The sequence below is a fragment of the Rhodococcus sp. JCM 9793 genome (assembly GCF_055380405.1).
On record NZ_AP043721.1, the window covers coordinates 2,978,720 to 2,997,449 of the forward strand.

General features: G+C 66.6%; 15 protein-coding genes. 12 read left to right on the forward strand and 3 right to left on the reverse strand.

The annotated features are described in order from the left end of the window. The first annotated feature begins 18 nt into the window (after positions 1 to 18). From ACZ46K_RS15810 to ACZ46K_RS15825, 4 genes are all read left to right on the forward strand, one after another. The gene (locus tag ACZ46K_RS15810; protein ID WP_464749172.1) at positions 19 to 714 is read left to right on the forward strand and encodes a response regulator; all 696 of its coding nucleotides are present in this window, start codon (positions 19 to 21) and stop codon (positions 712 to 714) included. A gap of 161 nt (positions 715 to 875) precedes the next feature. Next, complete coding sequence (locus ACZ46K_RS15815) at positions 876 to 1,907, forward strand: 6-phosphofructokinase (RefSeq protein WP_464749173.1); 1,032 nt, start codon at positions 876 to 878, stop codon at positions 1,905 to 1,907. A gap of 42 nt (positions 1,908 to 1,949) precedes the next feature. Then, on the forward strand, positions 1,950 to 3,461 hold the full coding sequence (gene gatB / locus ACZ46K_RS15820) for an Asp-tRNA(Asn)/Glu-tRNA(Gln) amidotransferase subunit GatB (protein ID WP_464749174.1): 1,512 nt from the start codon (positions 1,950 to 1,952) through the stop codon (positions 3,459 to 3,461). A gap of 25 nt (positions 3,462 to 3,486) precedes the next feature. Next, the gene (locus ACZ46K_RS15825) at positions 3,487 to 4,716 is read left to right on the forward strand and encodes a cation:proton antiporter (RefSeq protein ID WP_054810316.1); all 1,230 of its coding nucleotides are present in this window, start codon (positions 3,487 to 3,489) and stop codon (positions 4,714 to 4,716) included. Here the strand turns inward: ACZ46K_RS15825 and ACZ46K_RS15830 are convergent. After that, entirely contained in the window at positions 4,683 to 5,828 is a 1,146-nt protein-coding gene (locus ACZ46K_RS15830; protein WP_464749175.1) for a PQQ-dependent sugar dehydrogenase, read from the reverse strand. The two genes, ACZ46K_RS15825 and ACZ46K_RS15830, sit on opposite strands and share 34 nt — an antisense overlap. Before the next feature lie 76 nt (positions 5,829 to 5,904). Between ACZ46K_RS15830 and ACZ46K_RS15835 the strand changes: the two genes are divergently transcribed. Further along, the gene (locus ACZ46K_RS15835) at positions 5,905 to 6,669 is read left to right on the forward strand and encodes a DoxX family membrane protein (protein WP_054807546.1); all 765 of its coding nucleotides are present in this window, start codon (positions 5,905 to 5,907) and stop codon (positions 6,667 to 6,669) included. A gap of 68 nt (positions 6,670 to 6,737) precedes the next feature. Here the strand turns inward: ACZ46K_RS15835 and ilvD are convergent, their stop codons facing one another. Together ilvD and ACZ46K_RS15845 are read right to left on the reverse strand one after the other, a co-directional pair. Beyond that, the gene (ilvD, locus tag ACZ46K_RS15840) at positions 6,738 to 8,579 is read right to left on the reverse strand and encodes a dihydroxy-acid dehydratase (RefSeq protein WP_464749176.1); all 1,842 of its coding nucleotides are present in this window, start codon (positions 8,577 to 8,579) and stop codon (positions 6,738 to 6,740) included. 124 nt (positions 8,580 to 8,703) lie between these two features. Next, positions 8,704 to 9,210, reverse strand: a complete 507-nt coding sequence (locus ACZ46K_RS15845) for a PH domain-containing protein (protein WP_464749177.1) — start codon at positions 9,208 to 9,210, stop codon at positions 8,704 to 8,706. A 264-nt stretch (positions 9,211 to 9,474) separates the two neighbouring features. Between ACZ46K_RS15845 and ACZ46K_RS15850 the strand changes: the two genes are divergently transcribed. The 7 genes from ACZ46K_RS15850 to ACZ46K_RS15880 all read left to right on the forward strand — a co-directional run bounded on the left by ACZ46K_RS15850 (position 9,475) and on the right by ACZ46K_RS15880 (position 18,722). Further along, on the forward strand, positions 9,475 to 11,412 hold the full coding sequence (locus ACZ46K_RS15850) for an acetolactate synthase large subunit (protein ID WP_464749178.1): 1,938 nt from the start codon (positions 9,475 to 9,477) through the stop codon (positions 11,410 to 11,412). After that, positions 11,409 to 11,912: an acetolactate synthase small subunit gene (gene ilvN / locus ACZ46K_RS15855; RefSeq protein WP_054807244.1), complete on the forward strand. Its 504-nt coding sequence runs from the start codon at positions 11,409 to 11,411 to the stop codon at positions 11,910 to 11,912. Before ACZ46K_RS15850 ends, ilvN begins: the two co-directional genes overlap by 4 nt. 50 nt (positions 11,913 to 11,962) lie before the next feature. Further along, entirely contained in the window at positions 11,963 to 12,964 is a 1,002-nt protein-coding gene (ilvC, locus tag ACZ46K_RS15860) for a ketol-acid reductoisomerase (RefSeq protein ID WP_464749340.1), read from the forward strand. A 105-nt stretch (positions 12,965 to 13,069) separates the two neighbouring features. After that, positions 13,070 to 14,851, forward strand: coding sequence for a SulP family inorganic anion transporter (locus ACZ46K_RS15865; RefSeq protein ID WP_054810556.1), 1,782 nt, complete (start codon positions 13,070 to 13,072; stop codon positions 14,849 to 14,851). Positions 14,852 to 14,938: 87 nt separating this feature from the next. After that, entirely contained in the window at positions 14,939 to 15,892 is a 954-nt protein-coding gene (locus tag ACZ46K_RS15870) for a hypothetical protein (RefSeq protein WP_464749179.1), read from the forward strand. 146 nt (positions 15,893 to 16,038) lie between these two features. Further along, positions 16,039 to 17,631, forward strand: coding sequence for a phosphoglycerate dehydrogenase (gene serA, locus ACZ46K_RS15875; protein WP_464749180.1), 1,593 nt, complete (start codon positions 16,039 to 16,041; stop codon positions 17,629 to 17,631). A gap of 80 nt (positions 17,632 to 17,711) precedes the next feature. Continuing rightward, a complete protein-coding gene (locus tag ACZ46K_RS15880) occupies positions 17,712 to 18,722 on the forward strand; it encodes a 3-isopropylmalate dehydrogenase (RefSeq protein WP_054807731.1) in 1,011 nt (336 codons plus the stop codon). Positions 18,723 to 18,730 lie beyond the last annotated feature (8 nt).

Consider the following 18,730-nt stretch of genomic DNA (forward strand, 5'->3'; position numbering starts at 1 on the left):
TGGTACTAGGCTGTCACCGTGCCCGAGTCGACCACTCTCACCACAGCATCCGCACCCACCACGGTGTTCATAGCCGACGACCAGGCCATGGTGCGGCAGGGCTTCGGCGCACTACTCGCGGCGCAGCACGACATCAGTGTCGTCGGCGATGCGCCCGACGGGCGCATCGCGGTCGCGGAGGTCGCGCGGTTACGCCCCGACGTCGTGTTGATGGATGTGCGGATGCCCGAGATGAACGGTCTCGACGCAGCACGGCGGATCCTCGCCGACACCCGCGAGCCGAAGACCCGCGTTCTCATGCTCACGACGTTCGACCTCGACGAGTATGTGTACGAAGCGCTCGGCATGGGCGCGAGCGGGTTCATGCTCAAGGACGCACCGGCCGACGAACTCGTCCGCGCCGTCCGCGTGGTCGCCGAGGGACAGGCGCTACTCGCGCCGACGGTTACCCGCAGGTTGATCGCCGACGTCACCAGTCGGCGTGCGCCTGCGCGTGGTCGCGCCCGTGCGCTCGACGTCCTGACCCCACGTGAACTCGAGGTTCTCGAGCTCATCGCCCACGGCCTGTCGAATCAGGAGATCGCCGCGAAACTCTTCGTCGCCGAGCAGACGGTGAAGACCCACGTCGGGAAGGTGCTCGGCAAACTGCACCTCCGCGACCGCGCGCAGGCCGTGGTCCTCGCATACGAGTCCGGCGTCGTCACCCCGGGCTGAACCTTCCCGCGCAGTCGTCGACTTCCCACATCAGCAACTGCAGTCGCGTGAAGCTGGTCAGCGCGCGCTCGACCGGGGTCGCGCTCGATCGGCATGCCGGCTGCGCCTGATGCAGGCAGGATGGCGATACGGCACGAACGCACTCCAGCGGAAGGTAGCGGATGACGAGGATCGGCATTCTCACCAGCGGCGGCGACTGCCCCGGCCTCAACGCGGTGATCCGCGGGGCGGTCCTCAAGGGCACCGAGGTGCATGCGCAGGAGTTCATCGGATTCCTCGACGGCTGGCGAGGACTCGTCGACGGTGACGTGATTCCCTTGGACCGCAGTCGGGTTCGGGGCCTCGCCCAACAGGGCGGCACCATCTTGGGTACGAGCAGGTTCGGCCCCTACCAGGGACCGAACGGGGGAGCGCGGAACATTCAGGCCACACTCGACCGGCTCGGGATCGACGCCGTCATCGCGATCGGTGGTGAGGGGACGGCGTCCGCATCGAAACGTCTCTTCGAAGAAGGCATCAGGATCGTCGGCGTCCCCAAGACCATCGACAACGATCTCAGCCGGACCGACTACACATTCGGCTTCGACACCGCGGTCGAGATCGCCACAGTCGCGATCGACCGTCTGCGCACCACCGGTAACTCCCACAAGCGCTGCATGGTGCTCGAGGTGATGGGCCGCCACGCCGGATGGATCGCACTGCATTCGGGTACAGCCGGGGGAGCACATGCCATCCTCATCCCCGAACACCCCGAGAGCCTCGAGCAGATCTGCGCGTGGGTCACCAGTGTGCGCGACCGGGGACGCGCACCGATGGTCGTCGTTGCCGAAGGTTTCACCCTGCCCGAGATGACGGAAGCGCACTCGACGAAGGGCCTCGACGGATTCGACCGGCCCCGACTGGGGGGTATCGCAGAGCTCCTCGCCCCACTCATCGAAGAGCACACCGGGATCGAGACACGCGCGACGGTGCTCGGGCACATTCAGCGCGGTGGTGTCCCGACCGCGTTCGACAGGGTCCTCGCCACACGGCTCGGTATGGCCGTCACCGACCTGGTGGCCGACGAGGAATGGGGGCACATGGTGGCCCTGCACGGAACCGACATCGCGCGGGTCGGATTCGAGGAGGCTCTCGCCGACCCCAAGTACGTGCCGGACGAGCGCTACCAGGAGATGCGGGTCATCTTCGGCTGAGGCGGTGCCGACGGGCGGTGGTCGCCGTCTAAAATCGTGGACATGACTGCCTCCGTGTCTGCTGACCTGCTCGCCTACGACGACGTGCTCGCGAAGTTCGAGCCTGTGATGGGCATGGAGGTGCACGTCGAGTTGCACACGGCCACCAAGATGTTCTGCCCGTGCCCCACGGAATTCGGCGCCGAACCGAACACCCAGGTGTGCCCGGTGTGCCTCGGGCTTCCCGGCGCATTGCCGGTGGTCAACCAGCAGGCGGTCGAATCCGCGATCCGCATCGGTCTGGCGCTGAACTGCTCGATCACCCCGTGGGGCCGGTTCGCGCGAAAGAACTACTTCTACCCGGACCAGCCGAAGAACTACCAGATCTCGCAGTACGACGAGCCGATTGCCACCGAGGGCTACCTCGACGTCGTGCTCGACGACGGCACCACCTGGCGCGTCGAGATCGAGCGAGCCCACATGGAGGAGGACACCGGAAAGTCGCTGCACGTGGGCGGCGCGACCGGCCGGATCCACGGTGCCAGCCACTCGCTGCTCGACTACAACCGTGCAGGGGTCCCGCTGGTGGAGATCGTCACCAAGACGATCTCCGGGGCAGGGGAACGCGCTCCCGAGGTGGCCCGTGCCTATGTCACGGCCTTGCGCGATCTGCTGAAGGCACTCGATGTGTCCGACGTCCGGATGGATCAGGGATCGATGCGCTGCGACGCGAACATCTCCCTCATGCCGATCGGCGCGAAGGAACTCGGCACCCGCACCGAGACGAAGAACGTCAACTCCCTCAAATCGGTCGAGGTCGCGGTGCGCTACGAGATGCGCCGGCAGGCAGCGGTTCTCGTCGGTGGCGGCGAAGTGATCCAGGAGACGCGCCACTTCCAGGAAGCCGACGGCACCACTTCGCCGGGGCGTCGCAAGGAAACCGCCGAAGACTACCGGTACTTCCCGGAACCCGACCTCGAGCCGGTCGCACCCGACGCCGCGTGGGTCGAAGAACTGCGCGCGACGTTGCCCGAGCTGCCGTGGCTGCGCCGCGCTCGTATCCAGGCCGACTGGGGTGTCTCCGACGAGGAGATGCGCGACCTCGTCAACGCCGGCGCCTTGGACCTGGTGATCGCGACCGTCGACGCGGGTGCCCCGGCATCCGAGGCACGCTCGTGGTGGGTCGCCTATCTCTCACAGCAGGCCAACACTCGCGGCGTCGAACTCGTCGAACTGCCCATCACCCCGGCGCAGCTGGCGCAGGTCATCGCGCTGGTCGCCGAGGGCACGCTGACGAACAAGCTCGCGCGCAAGGTCGTCGACTACGTTCTCGAAGGCGAAGGCGAGCCCGCGCAGATCCTCGAGGCGCATCCCGAACTCGTGGTCGTGCGGGACGACAGCAAGCTCCAGGCCGCCGTCGACGAGGCGCTCGCCGCGAACCCCGACATCGCCGACAAGATCCGCTCCGGCAAGGTTGCCGCGGCCGGCAAGATCGTCGGGGACGTCATGAAGGCAACCCGTGGTCAGGCCGACCCCGCCCGCGTCAAGGAACTCGTCATCGCCGCGTGCAGCTGATCCGGTGTCGCTAATGTAGCGATCCATGGACGCTGCCGTCGCCACCTCGCTTCTCTGGATCACGGTGGCGGCGGTCCTCGCACCGCTCATCGCCGGTGCGCTGCCGCGTCGACTCGTACCCGAGGTCGTGCTGCTGCTCGTCGCCGGTGTCCTGATCGGGCCGTACGTACTCGAGATCGCGTCGGTCGACAGCGAGATCGAGATGTTGCGCGAACTCGGGCTGGGACTGCTGTTCCTGCTTGCGGGTTACGAGATCGATCCCAAGGAACTGACAGGGCGCGGCGGACGCCGCGCCCTCGTCACCTGGATCGTGTGCTTCGGTCTCGCAGTCGGAGCGGTGGCTGTGCTGGCCGCACTGGGCGTAGTGCACGCCGGAGTCGCCGTGGCGATCGCGCTCACGTCGACGGCACTGGGCACGCTGCTGCCGATCCTCGCCGACCGCGGTCTCGTCGCGACCGGGTTGGGCCGTTCAGTACTCAACCACGGAGCGGTCGGAGAACTCCTGCCTGTGATCGCGATGGCAGTCCTGTTGGGAACCCGTGGAGCCGTCGGATCCTTGATCGTCCTGGGTCTGTTCGCGGTCGTCGCCGCGGTCGTCGCGCTGCTCCCTCGGTGGTTCATGCGAGAAGGATCGCAGTTCCTGCAGTTCGTCCGCAGCACCTCGGACACGACTGCGCAGACACCGGTCCGGCTGGTGATGTTGCTGTTGGTCGGTCTCATCGCGGTCGCGGCAGTATTCGATCTGGATGTCATCCTCGGGGCGTTCGCCGCCGGCTTCATCCTGCGACGGGCAGTGCCGCAAGGCGACGAGCAACTCGAGTCGAAACTGGACGGACTCGCGTACGGGTTCATGATCCCGATCTTCTTCGTCACCTCGGGAATGGCGATCGATGTACACGCTGTTGCGGATGCGCCCGGGGTGTTGGTCGCATTCTTCGTACTGTTGGTCTTGGTGCGCGGTGTACCGGTGTTCGTCGCATCGCGTCTCGACCATGCGCCCGACGGCACCCGGTTCGATACGTCGGAGCAGCTGCAGATCGCGTTGTACTCCACGACCGGCCTGCCGCTGATCGTCGCGGTCACCGGCGTGGCGGTGGCGGCGGGGCACATGTCCAACGCCAGTGCGTCGATCCTGGTCGCGGCGGGAGCGATCACCGTGCTGATCATGCCGACGCTCGCTGGTCTGTTACCCGAGCGTCGGGAAACGGTCGGCGCGGACGGTCAGTCGAATCCGCCACCACCGGCAGGGAACTGAATTCGGATGACTCGGTCGTCGTTGGGACCGGGTTCGTTGCCCGACTTGTTGACCGTCGAAACCCACAGCAGCCCATCGGGTCCGGCGGACGCACCACGCAGCATCCCGTAGCGATCTTCGAGCGTCACCGTCGGTGCAGCTGTCACAGCGCCGGTTCCGGGATCGATCGACAGCACCGCGACCGCCTTCCCGCCCGTGAGCGACACCGCGAGACCATCGGGGGCAGCGGCACAGCCGGCGACTCCGGGCTTATCCGGCCAGGTCCAGGCGGGCCCGGAAGCGACCGCGCCGTCCATGCTCACCCGCTGCAACCGGTCTTCGAGCACGGTGCGGTCGGTGACCCACAGGCTGCCGTTCGGATCACGGCACACGTCGCCGGCTTCACCGAGACCGGACAGCGTCACCGTCGGCGCCGCCGGTGCGCCGGGTGCGGGCAGCGGAAGCGACAGCAGCTTGCCGGACAGTGACGAAGGATTGTCCGCAGCGGCCGGATCCCCCGCATTGCCAGTGAGAACCGCCAGTTCGGTCGGCGAGACGAATTCGAGCGCACCCGAGTTCCCGGTGGCGCCGCGCGGGATCCCGGTCAGCACGTCCTTGGGAACATCGCCGGCCGCGATCCGCACGACCCGATTGTCGGACGGGGTGGTGATGTAGGCGTAGAGCAGACGGTCCTCGTTGTAGGTGGGAGACAGGACGACATCGTGCAGCCCACCGTCACCCGAGCCGTCGACGGGCACTGTCGCCACCTCGACGGGTTCCTCACCGACCGCGACTCTCATGATGCGGCCCGTGCGGCGCTCGGTCACGAGCGCGGAATTCCCGTCGGGAAGGGCGATCAGGCCGCCGGTGGTGTCGAGGCATGTCGCGATCACTGCGGGATCGGGATCGACACACGGACCCGGAGGGACGGGCGGTGTGCTCGGAGTGGTGGTTGTGCTGGGCGATTCCTCAGGGCCGACGCCGCCCGCGTCGAACGACGGTGCGGAGGTGAACGGTGTGGTGGCTGCGTCGTCGAATCGTGCGCACGACGGAACGAGAAGTACCCCGATCGCCACGGCCACCGCGCTCGTACACAACTTCCACGAACCTGCCGACCGCGCGCCCCTCGTCATGCAGCAGACGTTACCGGGACGACGCGCGGCGGCGAGTATGCCGGGTACGGGAGGCCCGGAGACCTACCCTGGAAGAGTGACCGACAAGGAGACCGGCGGCGAGCCGGACACGGGTTCGAGTCCCTACGACGATCCGACGCTGTCGATGCGCCGGGATCGACCTTCGATGCTCGAATCCGACGACGACCTCGGCTTCGACAATTCCACCCTGGATGGCTCCGGCCCTGTGTACGACGGTGCGGCGTATGGCGGTGCGGCCTACGCGGCACCCACCGAGCAGATCTACCGTCCCGATCAATCGGGTACAGCCGTGGAGCCCGCACCGGTCGCCAAAGCCCGCCGCGGGACTCTCGACCTGGGGCTTCTGGTACTTCGGCTCGCTGTCGGTGGAATCCTGATCGTCCACGGGCTGCAAAAGCTGGTGGGTCTGTGGGGCGGTCCGGGCCTGGACGGGTACGAGGAGTTGCTCCGTGAGGCGGGCTACCAGCAACCGGGCATACTTGCGATCGTCGGCGCGGCCGGTGAGCTCGCGGCCGGAGCATTCCTCGTTCTCGGTCTGCTCACGCCGCTCGCCGCGGCCGCGATCGTGGCAATCATGATCAACGCGGTGCTGTTCAAACACGAACTCGAACCAGGTGTCCAGTTCTTTGCGAGCGAGCAGTCGGGATTCGAATTCGAGGTGCTTCTCGCTGCAGCTGCGGTGTCGCTCACGCTCACCGGACCGGGAAGGATTGCCGTGGACGGTCCGCGTAAGTGGGCGACACGGCCGTTCGTCGGGTCGTTCGTCGCACTGTTGCTCGGTGTCGCGGCGGGCGTGTGTCTGTGGATCTTCGGTCGCTGAGACCGACCGGACGAGAACAGGCCGCCGCGATCTGATGATCGCGGCGGCCTGTTCGTCTGCGGAGCGGTCTACGGCACCTGCCGGACCGCGCCCTTGTCTGCGGACGTGGCCAGTGCTGCATAGGCGCGTAGTGCCTTGGAAACCGTGCGTTCACGGTTGACGGGCTGCCACGGGCGCTCCGATGCTTCCATCTTCGCGCGACGCTCGGCGAGCACATCGTCATCGACGAGCACCTCGAGCGCGCGGGTGGCGACGTCGATGCGGATCCGGTCGCCGTTCTCGATCAGGCCGATGACGCCACCCGACGCCGCCTCGGGGGAGACGTGGCCGATGGACAGACCCGACGTGCCACCGGAGAAGCGTCCGTCGGTGATCAGTGCGCACACCTTGCCGAGGCCGACACCCTTGAGGAACGACGTGGGATGCAGCATCTCCTGCATGCCCGGGCCTCCCGCCGGCCCCTCGTATCGCACAACGACGACGTCGCCGGGCTTGACCTTCTTACCGAGGATGACCGAGACAGCCTCCTCCTGGGATTCGACGACGAGCGCGGGCCCTTCGAAGTGGAAGAGGTCCTCGTCGATGCCCGCGGTCTTGAGGATCGCGCCGTCCGGGGCGATGTTGCCGCGCAGCACGACGAGTCCGCCTTCGACGGTGTAGGCGTGTTCGACGTCGCGAATGCACCCGCCCGCAGCGTCGGTGTCGAGCGACGACCACCGGTTGTCCGTCGAGAACGGTTCGGTGGTGCGCACTCCGCCGGGGGCGGCATGGAAGAGTTCGAGTGCCTCGTCCGTGGCCTTGCCGGAGCGGATGTCCCAGTCGTCGAGCCACTGGTCGAAGCTCTCGGTGTGGACGGTGTGCACGTCGGTTTCGAGCAGGCCACCGCGACGGAGTTCGCCGAGGATCGCGGGGATGCCGCCGGCCCGGTGCACGTCCTCCATGTGGTAATCGGAGTTCGGCGAGACCTTCGACAGGCACGGCACCTTGCGGCTGATCGCGTCGATCGTCGTGAGATCGAAGTCGACCTCACCTTCCTGCGCGGCGGCGAGGACGTGCAGCACCGTGTTGGTCGAACCGCCCATCGCGACGTCGAGTGCCATCGCGTTGCGGAATGCCGCGGGGGTGGCCACGTTGCGTGGCAGGACCGACTCGTCCTCGTCGCGGTAGTAGCGAAGCGCCGCCTCGACGACGGTGGTGCCCGCCCGCTCGAACAGTGCGCGCCGTGCCTCGTGGGTCGCCAGTGTCGATCCGTTGCCCGGCATCGCGAGCCCGAGTGCCTCCGTGAGGCAGTTCATCGAGTTCGCCGTGAACATGCCCGAGCACGAACCGCACGTCGGGCACGCGCTCCGCTCGACCTCGTCGAGCCCGGCGTCGTCGACAGCCTCACTGGCAGAGGCGGAGATCGCGGTGATCAGATCGGTGGGTGCCTGTGCGACACCGTTGACGACGACGGCCTTGCCTGCCTCCATCGGGCCGCCGGAGACGAACACCGTCGGGATGTTCAGGCGCATGGCCGCATTGAGCATTCCGGGTGTGATCTTGTCGCAGTTGGAGATGCACACGAGTGCGTCGGCGGTGTGGGCGTTGGCCATGTATTCGACGGAGTCGGCGATGATCTCGCGGCTCGGCAGCGAGTACAGCATTCCGCCGTGGCCCATGGCGATGCCGTCGTCGACGGCGATCGTGTGGAACTCACGCGCGACGCCACCGGCGGCCCGCACCGCCTCGGCGACGATCTCGCCGACGTCCTTGAGATGGACGTGGCCGGGCACGAACTGGGTGTACGAGTTCGCGATGGCGACGATCGGCTTGCCGAAATCGGAATCGGTCAGGCCGGTGGCGCGCCACAGGGAGCGCGCGCCGGCTGCATTACGTCCGACGGTGGTGGTGCGTGACCTCAACGGGGGCATGGGCTGACTTCCTTGACGGGGCTGGTGGTGCGGGTGCGGTGACCTGGTGCGGCCCGGCCGCCGGGCTGTGGCGGTGCAGGACGCGGCGGTACAGGGGCGCAGCAGGATCGAATCTACCCGCGTGTTACTTCGTGTCGGGATCCGACTCGGTGTCGGCAGGTGTATCGGATATCACGTCGGCGTCGTTCGGTTCCTTCTCCGCTTCGGCCAGTTGAGCTTCGCGAGCGGCCGCGTATGGGTCGGTGATCCGTCCGCCGCTGGCTTCGGCCAGTTGCGGCAGGCGCCCGAAGGTGACGACGGGAAGCGCGACCTCGGTGTCGTCCGTGAGGGTCGCGCGCGCCCAGCCGCGCTTGGGGAATCGGATGCCCTTCAGTGAATCCCAGCCGATCGTCGTCGTGGTGAACGTCGCGCGAGCGACGATGCCGTCGGGGCCGACGACGGTGCGTACTCGCAGTACCCAGGCGACGACCAGGAGCGGGATCACCAACATCCACGAGAACGCGGCGGGCCATGCCATCGCGGGGGAGAGCACCGCAAGGAACAGGAGCCCGCATGCGAGGAAGGAGAGCCGCGAGATCTGGATGACCTGCGTCGTCGGTTCGGGAGTGTGGGAGGATGGGACCGGTGGCACGGGCTGCTGTGGAGATGACACCTCACCATCTTCTCACCGCAGCCATGGCATCTCACATTCTGGGACAGTGACCGTACCAAGTTGACTGTTCGTACTCCACGCGCCTACCGTCGAGCGCGTGAATCAGAATGGGTTGCTCGTAATCGGCCGGCGCGTCGTCGCCTGAGCCGCTTACAGCAACTCGCCCACGACGCGCCACCCTCGTACAGCACAATGCTGACGAGGGTTTTTTGTTGCCCGGAGCCAGAATCAGAGGAATTCGTAGTGAGCGCACCAACCGCACGACCTCAACCCTCGCCGCGGAAGCCGGGGTCTGCTACCCCGACTGCCGCAGCGGCCGCGACGCAGCCCGCCGGCCGACGCTCGGTGGCCCCCGAGCGGGTCACCGGCGCCCAGGCCGTTGTCCGTGCTCTCGAAGAGCTCGAGGTCGACACGGTATTCGGTATTCCCGGCGGTGCGATCCTTCCCGTGTACGACCCGCTCTTCGACTCGAAGGGCGTGCGCCACGTGCTCGTCCGTCACGAGCAGGGCGCCGGCCACGCCGCGACCGGATACGCGCAGGCCACCGGCAAGGTCGGTGTGTGCATGGCCACGTCCGGCCCGGGCGCGACCAACTTGGTCACCCCGCTCGCCGATGCCCAGATGGATTCGGTCCCGGTCGTTGCGATCACCGGTCAGGTCGGGCGCCCGCTGATCGGTACGGATGCCTTCCAGGAAGCCGACATCTCGGGCATCACCATGCCCATCACCAAGCACAACTTCCTCGTCACCGAAGGCGCCGACATCCCGCGCATCCTGGCGGAGGCGTTCTACCTGGCATCCTCGGGACGGCCGGGTGCTGTGCTCGTCGACATCCCCAAGGACATCCTGCAGGCGCAGACCACCTTCAGCTGGCCGCCGGAGATGCACCTGCCCGGGTATCGTCCGGTCACCAAGCCGCACGGCAAGCAGGTCCGCGAGGCCGCGCGCCTGATCGCCGACTCCAAGAATCCCGTCCTGTACGTCGGCGGCGGTGTGATCAAGGCCGACGCGTCCGCTGAGCTGCTCGAGCTCGCGGAACTGACCCGTATTCCCGTGGTCACCACCCTCATGGCGCGCGGTGCATTCCCCGACAGTCATGAGCTGCACTGCGGCATGCCCGGCATGCACGGCAACGTCGCAGCCGTCGCGGCGTTGCAGAGAAGCGACCTGCTCATCACCCTCGGCGCCAGGTTCGACGATCGCGTCACCGGTCAGCTCGACACGTTCGCGCCTGATGCGAAGGTCATCCACGCCGACATCGATCCGGCGGAGATCGGCAAGAACCGGCACGCAGACGTGCCGATCGTCGGTGACTGCAAGGAGGTCATCGTCGAGCTGCTCGAAGCGGTGCGCGCCGACCTCGCCACGGGCACCGCACTCGAGTACTCGAAGTGGTGGTCCTACCTCGACGATCTCCGCAGCACCTACCCACTGTCCTACGATCGACACACCGACGGCACTCTCTCGCCGCAGTACGTGATTCAGGCCGTCGGTAAGCTCGCCGGGCCCGATGCGATCTACTGTGCCGGCGTCGGTCAGCACCAGATGTGGGCTGCGCAGTTCGTCGACTACGAGAAGCCGCGCACGTGGCTCAACTCCGGTGGCCTCGGCACGATGGGCTACGCCGTGCCGGCCGCGATGGGCGCCAAGATGGGCAAGCCCGAGGCCGAGGTCTGGGCGATCGACGGCGACGGCTGCTTCCAGATGACCAACCAGGAACTCGCGACCTGCGCGGTCGAGGGTGTGCCGATCAAGGTTGCGTTGATCAACAACGGCAACCTCGGCATGGTCCGTCAGTGGCAGACGCTGTTCTACGAGAAGCGGTACTCGAACACCGACCTGTCCACCCACTCACTGCGTATCCCCGATTTCGTGAAGCTGGCAGAGGCTCTCGGCTGCGTCGGAATCCGCGTCGAACGCGAGGAGGACGTCGAGGACGCGATCCGTCAGGCTCAGGCCATCAACGACCGTCCCGTCGTCATCGACTTCATCGTCGGCAAGGATGCCCAGGTGTGGCCCATGGTCGCAGCAGGCACCAGCAACGACGAGATCATGGCCGCCCGCGACATCCGTCCGTTGTTCGACGACGACTCCGCCGACGACCCCACCGTGATCCACGAGACCATCGAGCGCGACCGTGCGCGCAGCGAGCAGGCTGCCGCCGAGGAGGAAACCAAGTGAGCACGAGCCACACCCTCAGTGTTCTCGTCGAGGACAAGCCGGGCGTGCTGGCCCGGGTCGCCTCGCTGTTCTCGCGGCGCGGGTTCAACATCGCATCGCTCGCAGTCGGTGGCACCGAAATTCCGGAGATCTCCCGGATGACGATCGTCGTGACGGTCGACGAGTTCCCGCTCGAGCAGGTCACCAAGCAACTCAACAAGCTCGTCAACGTCATCAAGATCGTCGAGCAGGAGGACGAGGCGTCCGTCGCCCGCGAGCTCCTGCTGATCAAGGTGCGCGCCGACGCCAGCGTGCGTACGCAGGTCATCGAGACGGTGAACCTGTTCCGCGCCAAGGTGATCGACGTCTCACCCGAATCGTTGACCATCGAGGCCACCGGTACCCGCTCGAAGCTCGATGCGCTGCTGCGGATGCTCGAACCGCACGGCATCCGCGAGATCGTGCAGTCCGGAGTCGTGGCGGTCGGACGCGGTCCGAAGTCCATCACGGCGACCCGTTAGCCTGAACACACCCATATTTTCTGAAAGAGGTAACCACTGTGGCAGTCGAGATGTTCTACGACGACGACGCCGACCTGTCGATCATCCAGGGCCGTAAGGTCGCGGTCATCGGATACGGCAGCCAGGGACACGCGCACTCGCTGAGCCTGCGCGACTCCGGCGTCGAGGTTCGCATCGGCCTCAAGGAAGGCTCCAAGTCGCGGGCCAAGGCCGAAGAAGCGGGCTTGACCGTCGGCACCCCGGCCGAGGTTTCGGAGTGGGCCGACGTCATCATGGTGCTCGCTCCTGACACCGCTCAGGCGTCGATCTTCAAGAACGACATCGAGCCCAACCTGAAGGACGGCGACGCGCTGTTCTTCGGTCACGGCCTCAACATCCACTTCAAGCTGATCGAGGCTCCGGCCAACGTCACCGTCGGCATGGTTGCGCCGAAGGGCCCCGGTCACCTCGTGCGTCGTCAGTTCGTCGACGGCAAGGGTGTCCCGGCGCTCATCGCCATCGATCAGGATCCGAAGGGCGAGGGCCAGGCCCTCGCGCTGTCCTACGCCAAGGGCATCGGTGGCACCCGCGCGGGCGTCATCAAGACCACGTTCAAGGAAGAGACCGAGACCGACCTCTTCGGCGAGCAGGCAGTGCTCTGCGGTGGCACCGAGGAACTGGTCAAGACGGGCTTCGAGGTCATGGTCGAGGCGGGCTACGCCCCCGAGATGGCCTACTTCGAGGTTCTCCACGAGCTCAAGCTCATCGTCGACCTCATGTACGAGGGTGGCATCGCCCGCATGAACTACTCGGTGTCCGACACCGCGGAGTTCGGTGGCTACCTCTCCGGCCCGCGCGTCATCGATGCCGGCACCAAGGAGCGCATGAAGGCGATCCTGGCCGACATCCAGTCGGGTGAGTTCACCCGTCGTCTCGTCGCCAACGTCGAGAACGGTAACACCGAGCTCGAGGGCCTGCGCAAGGCCAACGCCGAGCACCCGATCGAGGTCACCGGCAAGAAGCTGCGCGACCTCATGAGCTGGGTCGATCGCCCGATCACCGAAACCGCCTGATCGTTTCGGACTTCTCCCGGAGGCCCGGTACACCTCGAGGTGTACCGGGCCTCCGGTGTCTGCGGACCACCCGCGCCCCGGCCGCTCGGGAGCGATACTGGACGAATGTCGCTCTGGACCGGGCTCTGTCGGTTACCGGGTATCGCCACCGCACGTGCGTACCAGCGCGGCTGGTTGAGGAGCGATATCGGCGCCGGGCTCGCACTGAGCGCGCTCCTCGTTCCCGCGGGGATGGGATATGCGCAGGCTGCGGGCCTGCCCCCGTACACCGGCCTGTACGCGACGATCGTGCCGATGCTGGTGTACGCGTTGGTCGGACCCTCTCGAATCCTCGTGCTCGGACCGGATTCCGCGCTTGCCCCCCTCATCGCGGCGGCGGTGATCCCACTTGCAGCGGACGGTGACCCACAGCGGGCGATCGCGCTCGCCGGTGTGCTGTCCGTGCTGGTCGGCCTGATTCTCCTGATCGGGGGAATCCTCCGTCTCGGGTTCATCACCGAACTGCTGTCCAACCCGATCCGCCTCGGATTCCTCAACGCGATTGCGGTCATCGTCATCGTGGGACAGCTGCCTTTGCTGGTGGGTACCGAGGACGACGAGACCGGTGTGCTCGCCGAGCTCGCGGACGTCGTCGACGACGTCTTCGAAGACGGTGTGCACCTACCGGTGTTTCTGATGGGGGCCGCGTGCATCGCTGTGATCGTCGCTGCTCGGAAACTCGTTCCCGTCGTCCCGGGTGTGCTGATCGCCGTCGTCGGCGCGGTCGTGGCGACGGCAGTGTTCTCCCTGACGGACCGGATGGCGATGGTCGGCGCACTGCCTTCGGGTTTCCCGGCGCCCGCGCTCGGTGGTGTCGGATGGGAGGACGCCGCCGAGCTGCTCGGGCCCGCCGTCGCGATTGCTGTGATCGCGTTCGCGGATACGGCGGTCCTGTCCCGTACGTTCGCGATGCGGCACGGTGAGCAGGTCGACGGTAGCTCCGAGATGCGCGCACTCGGTGCGGTGAACGTCGCGGCGGGGGTCACGGGTGGATTTCCGGTGTGCGGTAGCGGCAGTCGCACTCCGGTCGTCGAGGAAGCCGGGGGTCGTACACAGCTCGTGGGTGTGGTCGGCGCGCTGACCGTCCTGGTGTTCCTGTTGGTCACGCCGGGGCTCACCGCTTATCTCCCGCAGGCAGCGCTCGGAGCGGTTGTGATCGTGGCGGCGAGTTCCCTGATCGACCTCAGTGCGCTCCGGCGTCTGTGGACGGTGAGCAAGGTCGAATTCGGGCTTTCTGTCGCGGCATTCGCCGGTGTCGCGCTTGCAGGGGTCTTGCGCGGCGTACTCGTCGCCATCGGCCTGTCGCTGATCGTCGTGCTGGTGCGTGCATGGCAGCCGCACCGCACCGAGCTTGTCGAATTGCCCGATGTCGCCGGATATCACGACGCGGAGCGGCACCCCGAGGGGCATCGAATCGATGGGCTCGTCCTGGTGCGGTTCGACGCACCGTTGTTCTTCGCGAACGGATCGATCCTCACCCGGTACGTACGAGAACTCGTGCGCGATGCCGAAAGTCCGGTGCACTGGGTGGTGCTCGCGGCGGAGCCGATCACCGATCTCGATACCACCGCGGTGGAGGCGATCGAGGAACTCGACGAGTATCTCGACCGTAGGGGAATCCGTCTCGGCTTCGCGGCCATGAAGGGACCTGTCAAGGATCGGTTGAATCGAATGGTCACCCAGGGCCGTTTCGATGAGGAGCGGTTCCATCCGACCGTCCGCACCGCGGTCATCGCATTCCGTCATCGCAAGGACGACGTCGATCGTCGAGATGTGGATGCCCCTCCGCGAGATGTCGTCGACGGAACCCAGTTGCGAGGAGACCCGGTGTCGGACGAGGAAGGATGACCTCGACGGTTCGAGGTGTCCGAATTGTGACCAGTGTGCCTGGTGTGGCACCTGGGTTCGGCCGGCTGATTCTCGTACGGTTTCGACATGGGACGGAGTCTGAGAACAGTGGCAGGAGCGGTGATCCTGACGGCACTGTGTGTCGGCGGCGCCACGGCTTCTGCGGGCGCCCAACCGGCATTGCCGGGCATCGTGATCCCCGGCGTCGAGGTCCCCACGATGGGGGATGTTCTTCCCCCGGCTCGCTCGGAGCTGTTCGGTGGTGGGCGAAACCTGTTTCCCGACAGGAGGTTCGTGGCGCTGTACGGACACCCCGGCGGACCCGCGCTCGGGGCCTTCGGAGAACAGGACACCGCCGGTGCGATCACGCGCGTGCGCGACCTCGCGGCCCAGTATCAGCAGTTCTCGGCGGAGCCGGTGCTGCCCGCATTCGAGATCATCGCGACCGTCGCATCCTCCGATCCCGGTACCGACGGGCGCTTTTCGCGCATCACACCACCTGATCAGTTGCGGCCTGTGATCGACGAAGCGGAGGCGGCCGGTGTCTACGTCGTCCTGGATCTTCAGCCCGGTCACACGCACTTCCTCGAGCAGGCCCTGATATACGAGGAGTTCCTCGCGCGACCGAACGTCGGTCTCGCACTCGACCCGGAGTGGCGGCTGGCACCGGGGCAGCAGCACATGGTGCATATCGGCTCCGTCGATTCGGCCGAGATCAACGAAGTGGTGGCCTACCTCACCGACCTCGTGCAGCGGCATGATCTGCCACAGAAGATGCTCGTTCTCCATCAGTTCCGCAGTTCGATGATCACCGGACGTGAGTTCGTCGATGCCGGGAGGCCGGAAGTCGCGGTGGTCCTGCACGCGGACGGACACGGCTCACCGGCTCAGAAGTTCGACACGTGGGGTGCGTTGCAGAGCGGTCTCCCGCCGCAGATCCACATGGCATGGAAGAACTTCTACGACGAGGATCTGCCCACGTTCACGCCGGATCAGACCATGGCCATCGAGCCGAAACCGGTGTTCGTGTCGTTCCAGTGAGTACCAGCGAGTAGTGGCCGCATCCCCGTGGGCCCGCGGAGACCGTCGGGGCACTAAACTATGGGCGGTCACGGCTTCGATACGCCTACCGTCAGGTGCCCGCGCCGTCGACTACTCACCACATCCACGACACAGGGAGTTTGCACGTGAGCCAGAATGGCCGTCCAGTAGTCCTGATCGCCGACAAGCTTGCGCAATCGACCGTCGATGCCCTCGGTGACGGAGTCGAGGTGCGCTGGGTGGACGGCCCGGACCGCCCGGCGCTGTTGGCCGCTGTGCCCGACGCGGACGCATTGCTGGTGCGGTCGGCCACGACCGTCGACGCCGAGGTCCTCGCCGCGGCTCCCAAGCTGAAGATCGTCGGCCGCGCGGGTGTGGGCCTCGACAACGTCGACATCGCCGCCGCCACCGAGCGTGGCGTGATGGTCGTCAACGCTCCCACCTCGAACATCCACTCGGCCGCGGAGCACGCCGTCGCGCTGCTGATGTCGGCTGCGCGCCAGGTGCCCGCCGCCGACCGCACGCTGCGTGAGCGCACCTGGAAGCGCTCGAGCTTCAACGGCACCGAAATCCTCGGCAAGACGGTCGGTGTCGTCGGTCTCGGCCGGATCGGCCAGCTGTTCGCCCAGCGGCTCGCCGCGTTCGAGACTCACGTCATCGCGTACGACCCCTACCTGCCCGCCGCGCGCGCCGCGCAGCTGGGCATCGAACTGGTCGACATCGACGAGCTCGTCTCGCGCGCCGACTTCATCTCGGTGCACCTCCCGAAGACGAAGGAGACCGCAGGTCTGATCAACGCCGAGCGTCTGGCCACGGCCAAGGACGGCGTGATCATCGTCAACGCCGCCCGCGGTGGTCTCATCGACGAGGACGCGCTGTACGACGCGCTGACCTCCGGCAAGGTCCGTGCTGCCGGACTCGACGTGTTCAACACCGAGCCCTGCACCGATTCGAAGCTGTTCGACCTCGACAACGTCGTCGTCACCCCGCACCTGGGTGCCTCGACCGCCGAGGCGCAGGACCGCGCCGGCACCGATGTCGCCAAGAGTGTGCTCCTTGCCCTTGCCGGCGAGTTCGTCCCCGACGCTGTCAACGTCTCCGGTGGCCCGGTCGGAGAAGAGGTCGCACCGTGGCTCGAACTCGTGCGCAAGCTCGGCCTTCTCGCCGGCACCCTCTCGCCCGAGGCCGTGCAGAACGTGCAGGTCGTCGCGAGTGGTGAGTTGTCCGTCGAGAACACCGAGATCCTCGGTCTGGCTGCGCTCCGCGGCCTGTTCTCCGCCAGCAGCGACGAGCCCGTCACCTTTGTCAACGCTCCGCAGCTCGCCGAGCAGCGTGGCGTGAGCGTCGAGGTCGAGAGCGTCAGCGAGGCTCAGACCCACCGCAGCTCCGTCGAGGTGCGCGCCGTGGCAGCCGACGGTGGCGTCACCACCGTGGCAGGCGCGCTCACCGGCCTGCAGCAGGTCGAGAAGATCGTCAATATCAACGGCCGCAGCTTCGATCTGCGTGCCGAAGGTCACAACTTCATCGTGCACTACCAGGATCGTCCCGGCGTTCTCGGCACTCTGGGTACCGTCCTCGGCAACGCCGGCATCGACATTCAGGCCGCAGCGCTCAGCCAGGATGCCGAAGGGCCCGGCGCGACGGTGATCCTGCGTGTCGACCGTGTCGTCGCCGACGCCGAGGTCGCCCAGATCGTCGAGCAGCTCGATGCGCGTGTCGCGCAGGTCGACCTGTCCTGATCATCGCTTTTGCACCGTTCGGTGGCCGCGACCGTCTGGCACGGTCGTGGCCACTGTCGCACAGGAAGAGAGCACAGAAAATGAAACTTGCGGTCATCCCCGGTGACGGTATCGGTGTCGAGGTCACGGCCGAGGCGCTGAAGGTCCTGAACAAGCTCGTTCCGGATCTCGAGACGACGGAATACGATCTCGGCGCGCGCCGGTACAACGCGACCGGCGAACTTCTGCCCGAGGCCGATCTTGCGGCAATCCGTGAGCACGACGCGATCCTCCTCGGCGCGATCGGCGACCCCGCGGTCACTCCCGGCATTCTCGAGCGTGGCCTCCTGCTGAACATGCGTTTCGCTCTCGATCACCACGTCAACCTGCGTCCGTCGCGGCTGTACCCGGGATCGAAGTCGCCGCTCGCTGCGAACCCCGACATCGACTTCGTCGTGGTGCGCGAGGGCACCGAAGGCCCGTACACCGGGAACGGTGGCGCAATCCGTGTCGGCACGCCGCACGAGATCGCGACCGAGGTGTCGGTCAACACCTGGTTCGGCGCCGAGCGTGTCGTGCGTTACGCCTTCGAGCTCGCGCAGACCCGTCGCAAGCACCTCACGCTCATCCACAAGACCAACGTGCTGTCCAACGCCGGCGCGATCTGGACCCGCGCTGTCGAGACCGTCGGCAAGGATTTCCCGGAGGTCGAGACCGCGTACTGCCACATCGACGCCGCGACCATCTACATGGTCGACGACCCGGCGCGTTTCGATGTGATCGTCACCGACAACCTGTTCGGCGACATCATCACCGACCTGGCAGGTGCAGTCACCGGCGGTATCGGCATGGCCGCGAGTGGCAACATCGATGCCTCGGGAACGAATCCGTCGATGTTCGAACCTGTCCACGGTTCCGCACCGGACATCGCAGGCAAGGGTATCGCCGACCCGACGGCCGCGATCCTGTCCACCGCGTTGTTGCTGCGCCACCTGGGTCGCGACGAGGACGCAGCGCGTGTCGAGACCGCTGTCGAGGAGGATCTCGCTTCGCGCGGCGAGTCGCCGATCGTGACCACCGAGATCGGCGACCGCATCACCGCCGCACTCTGATCGGCAGT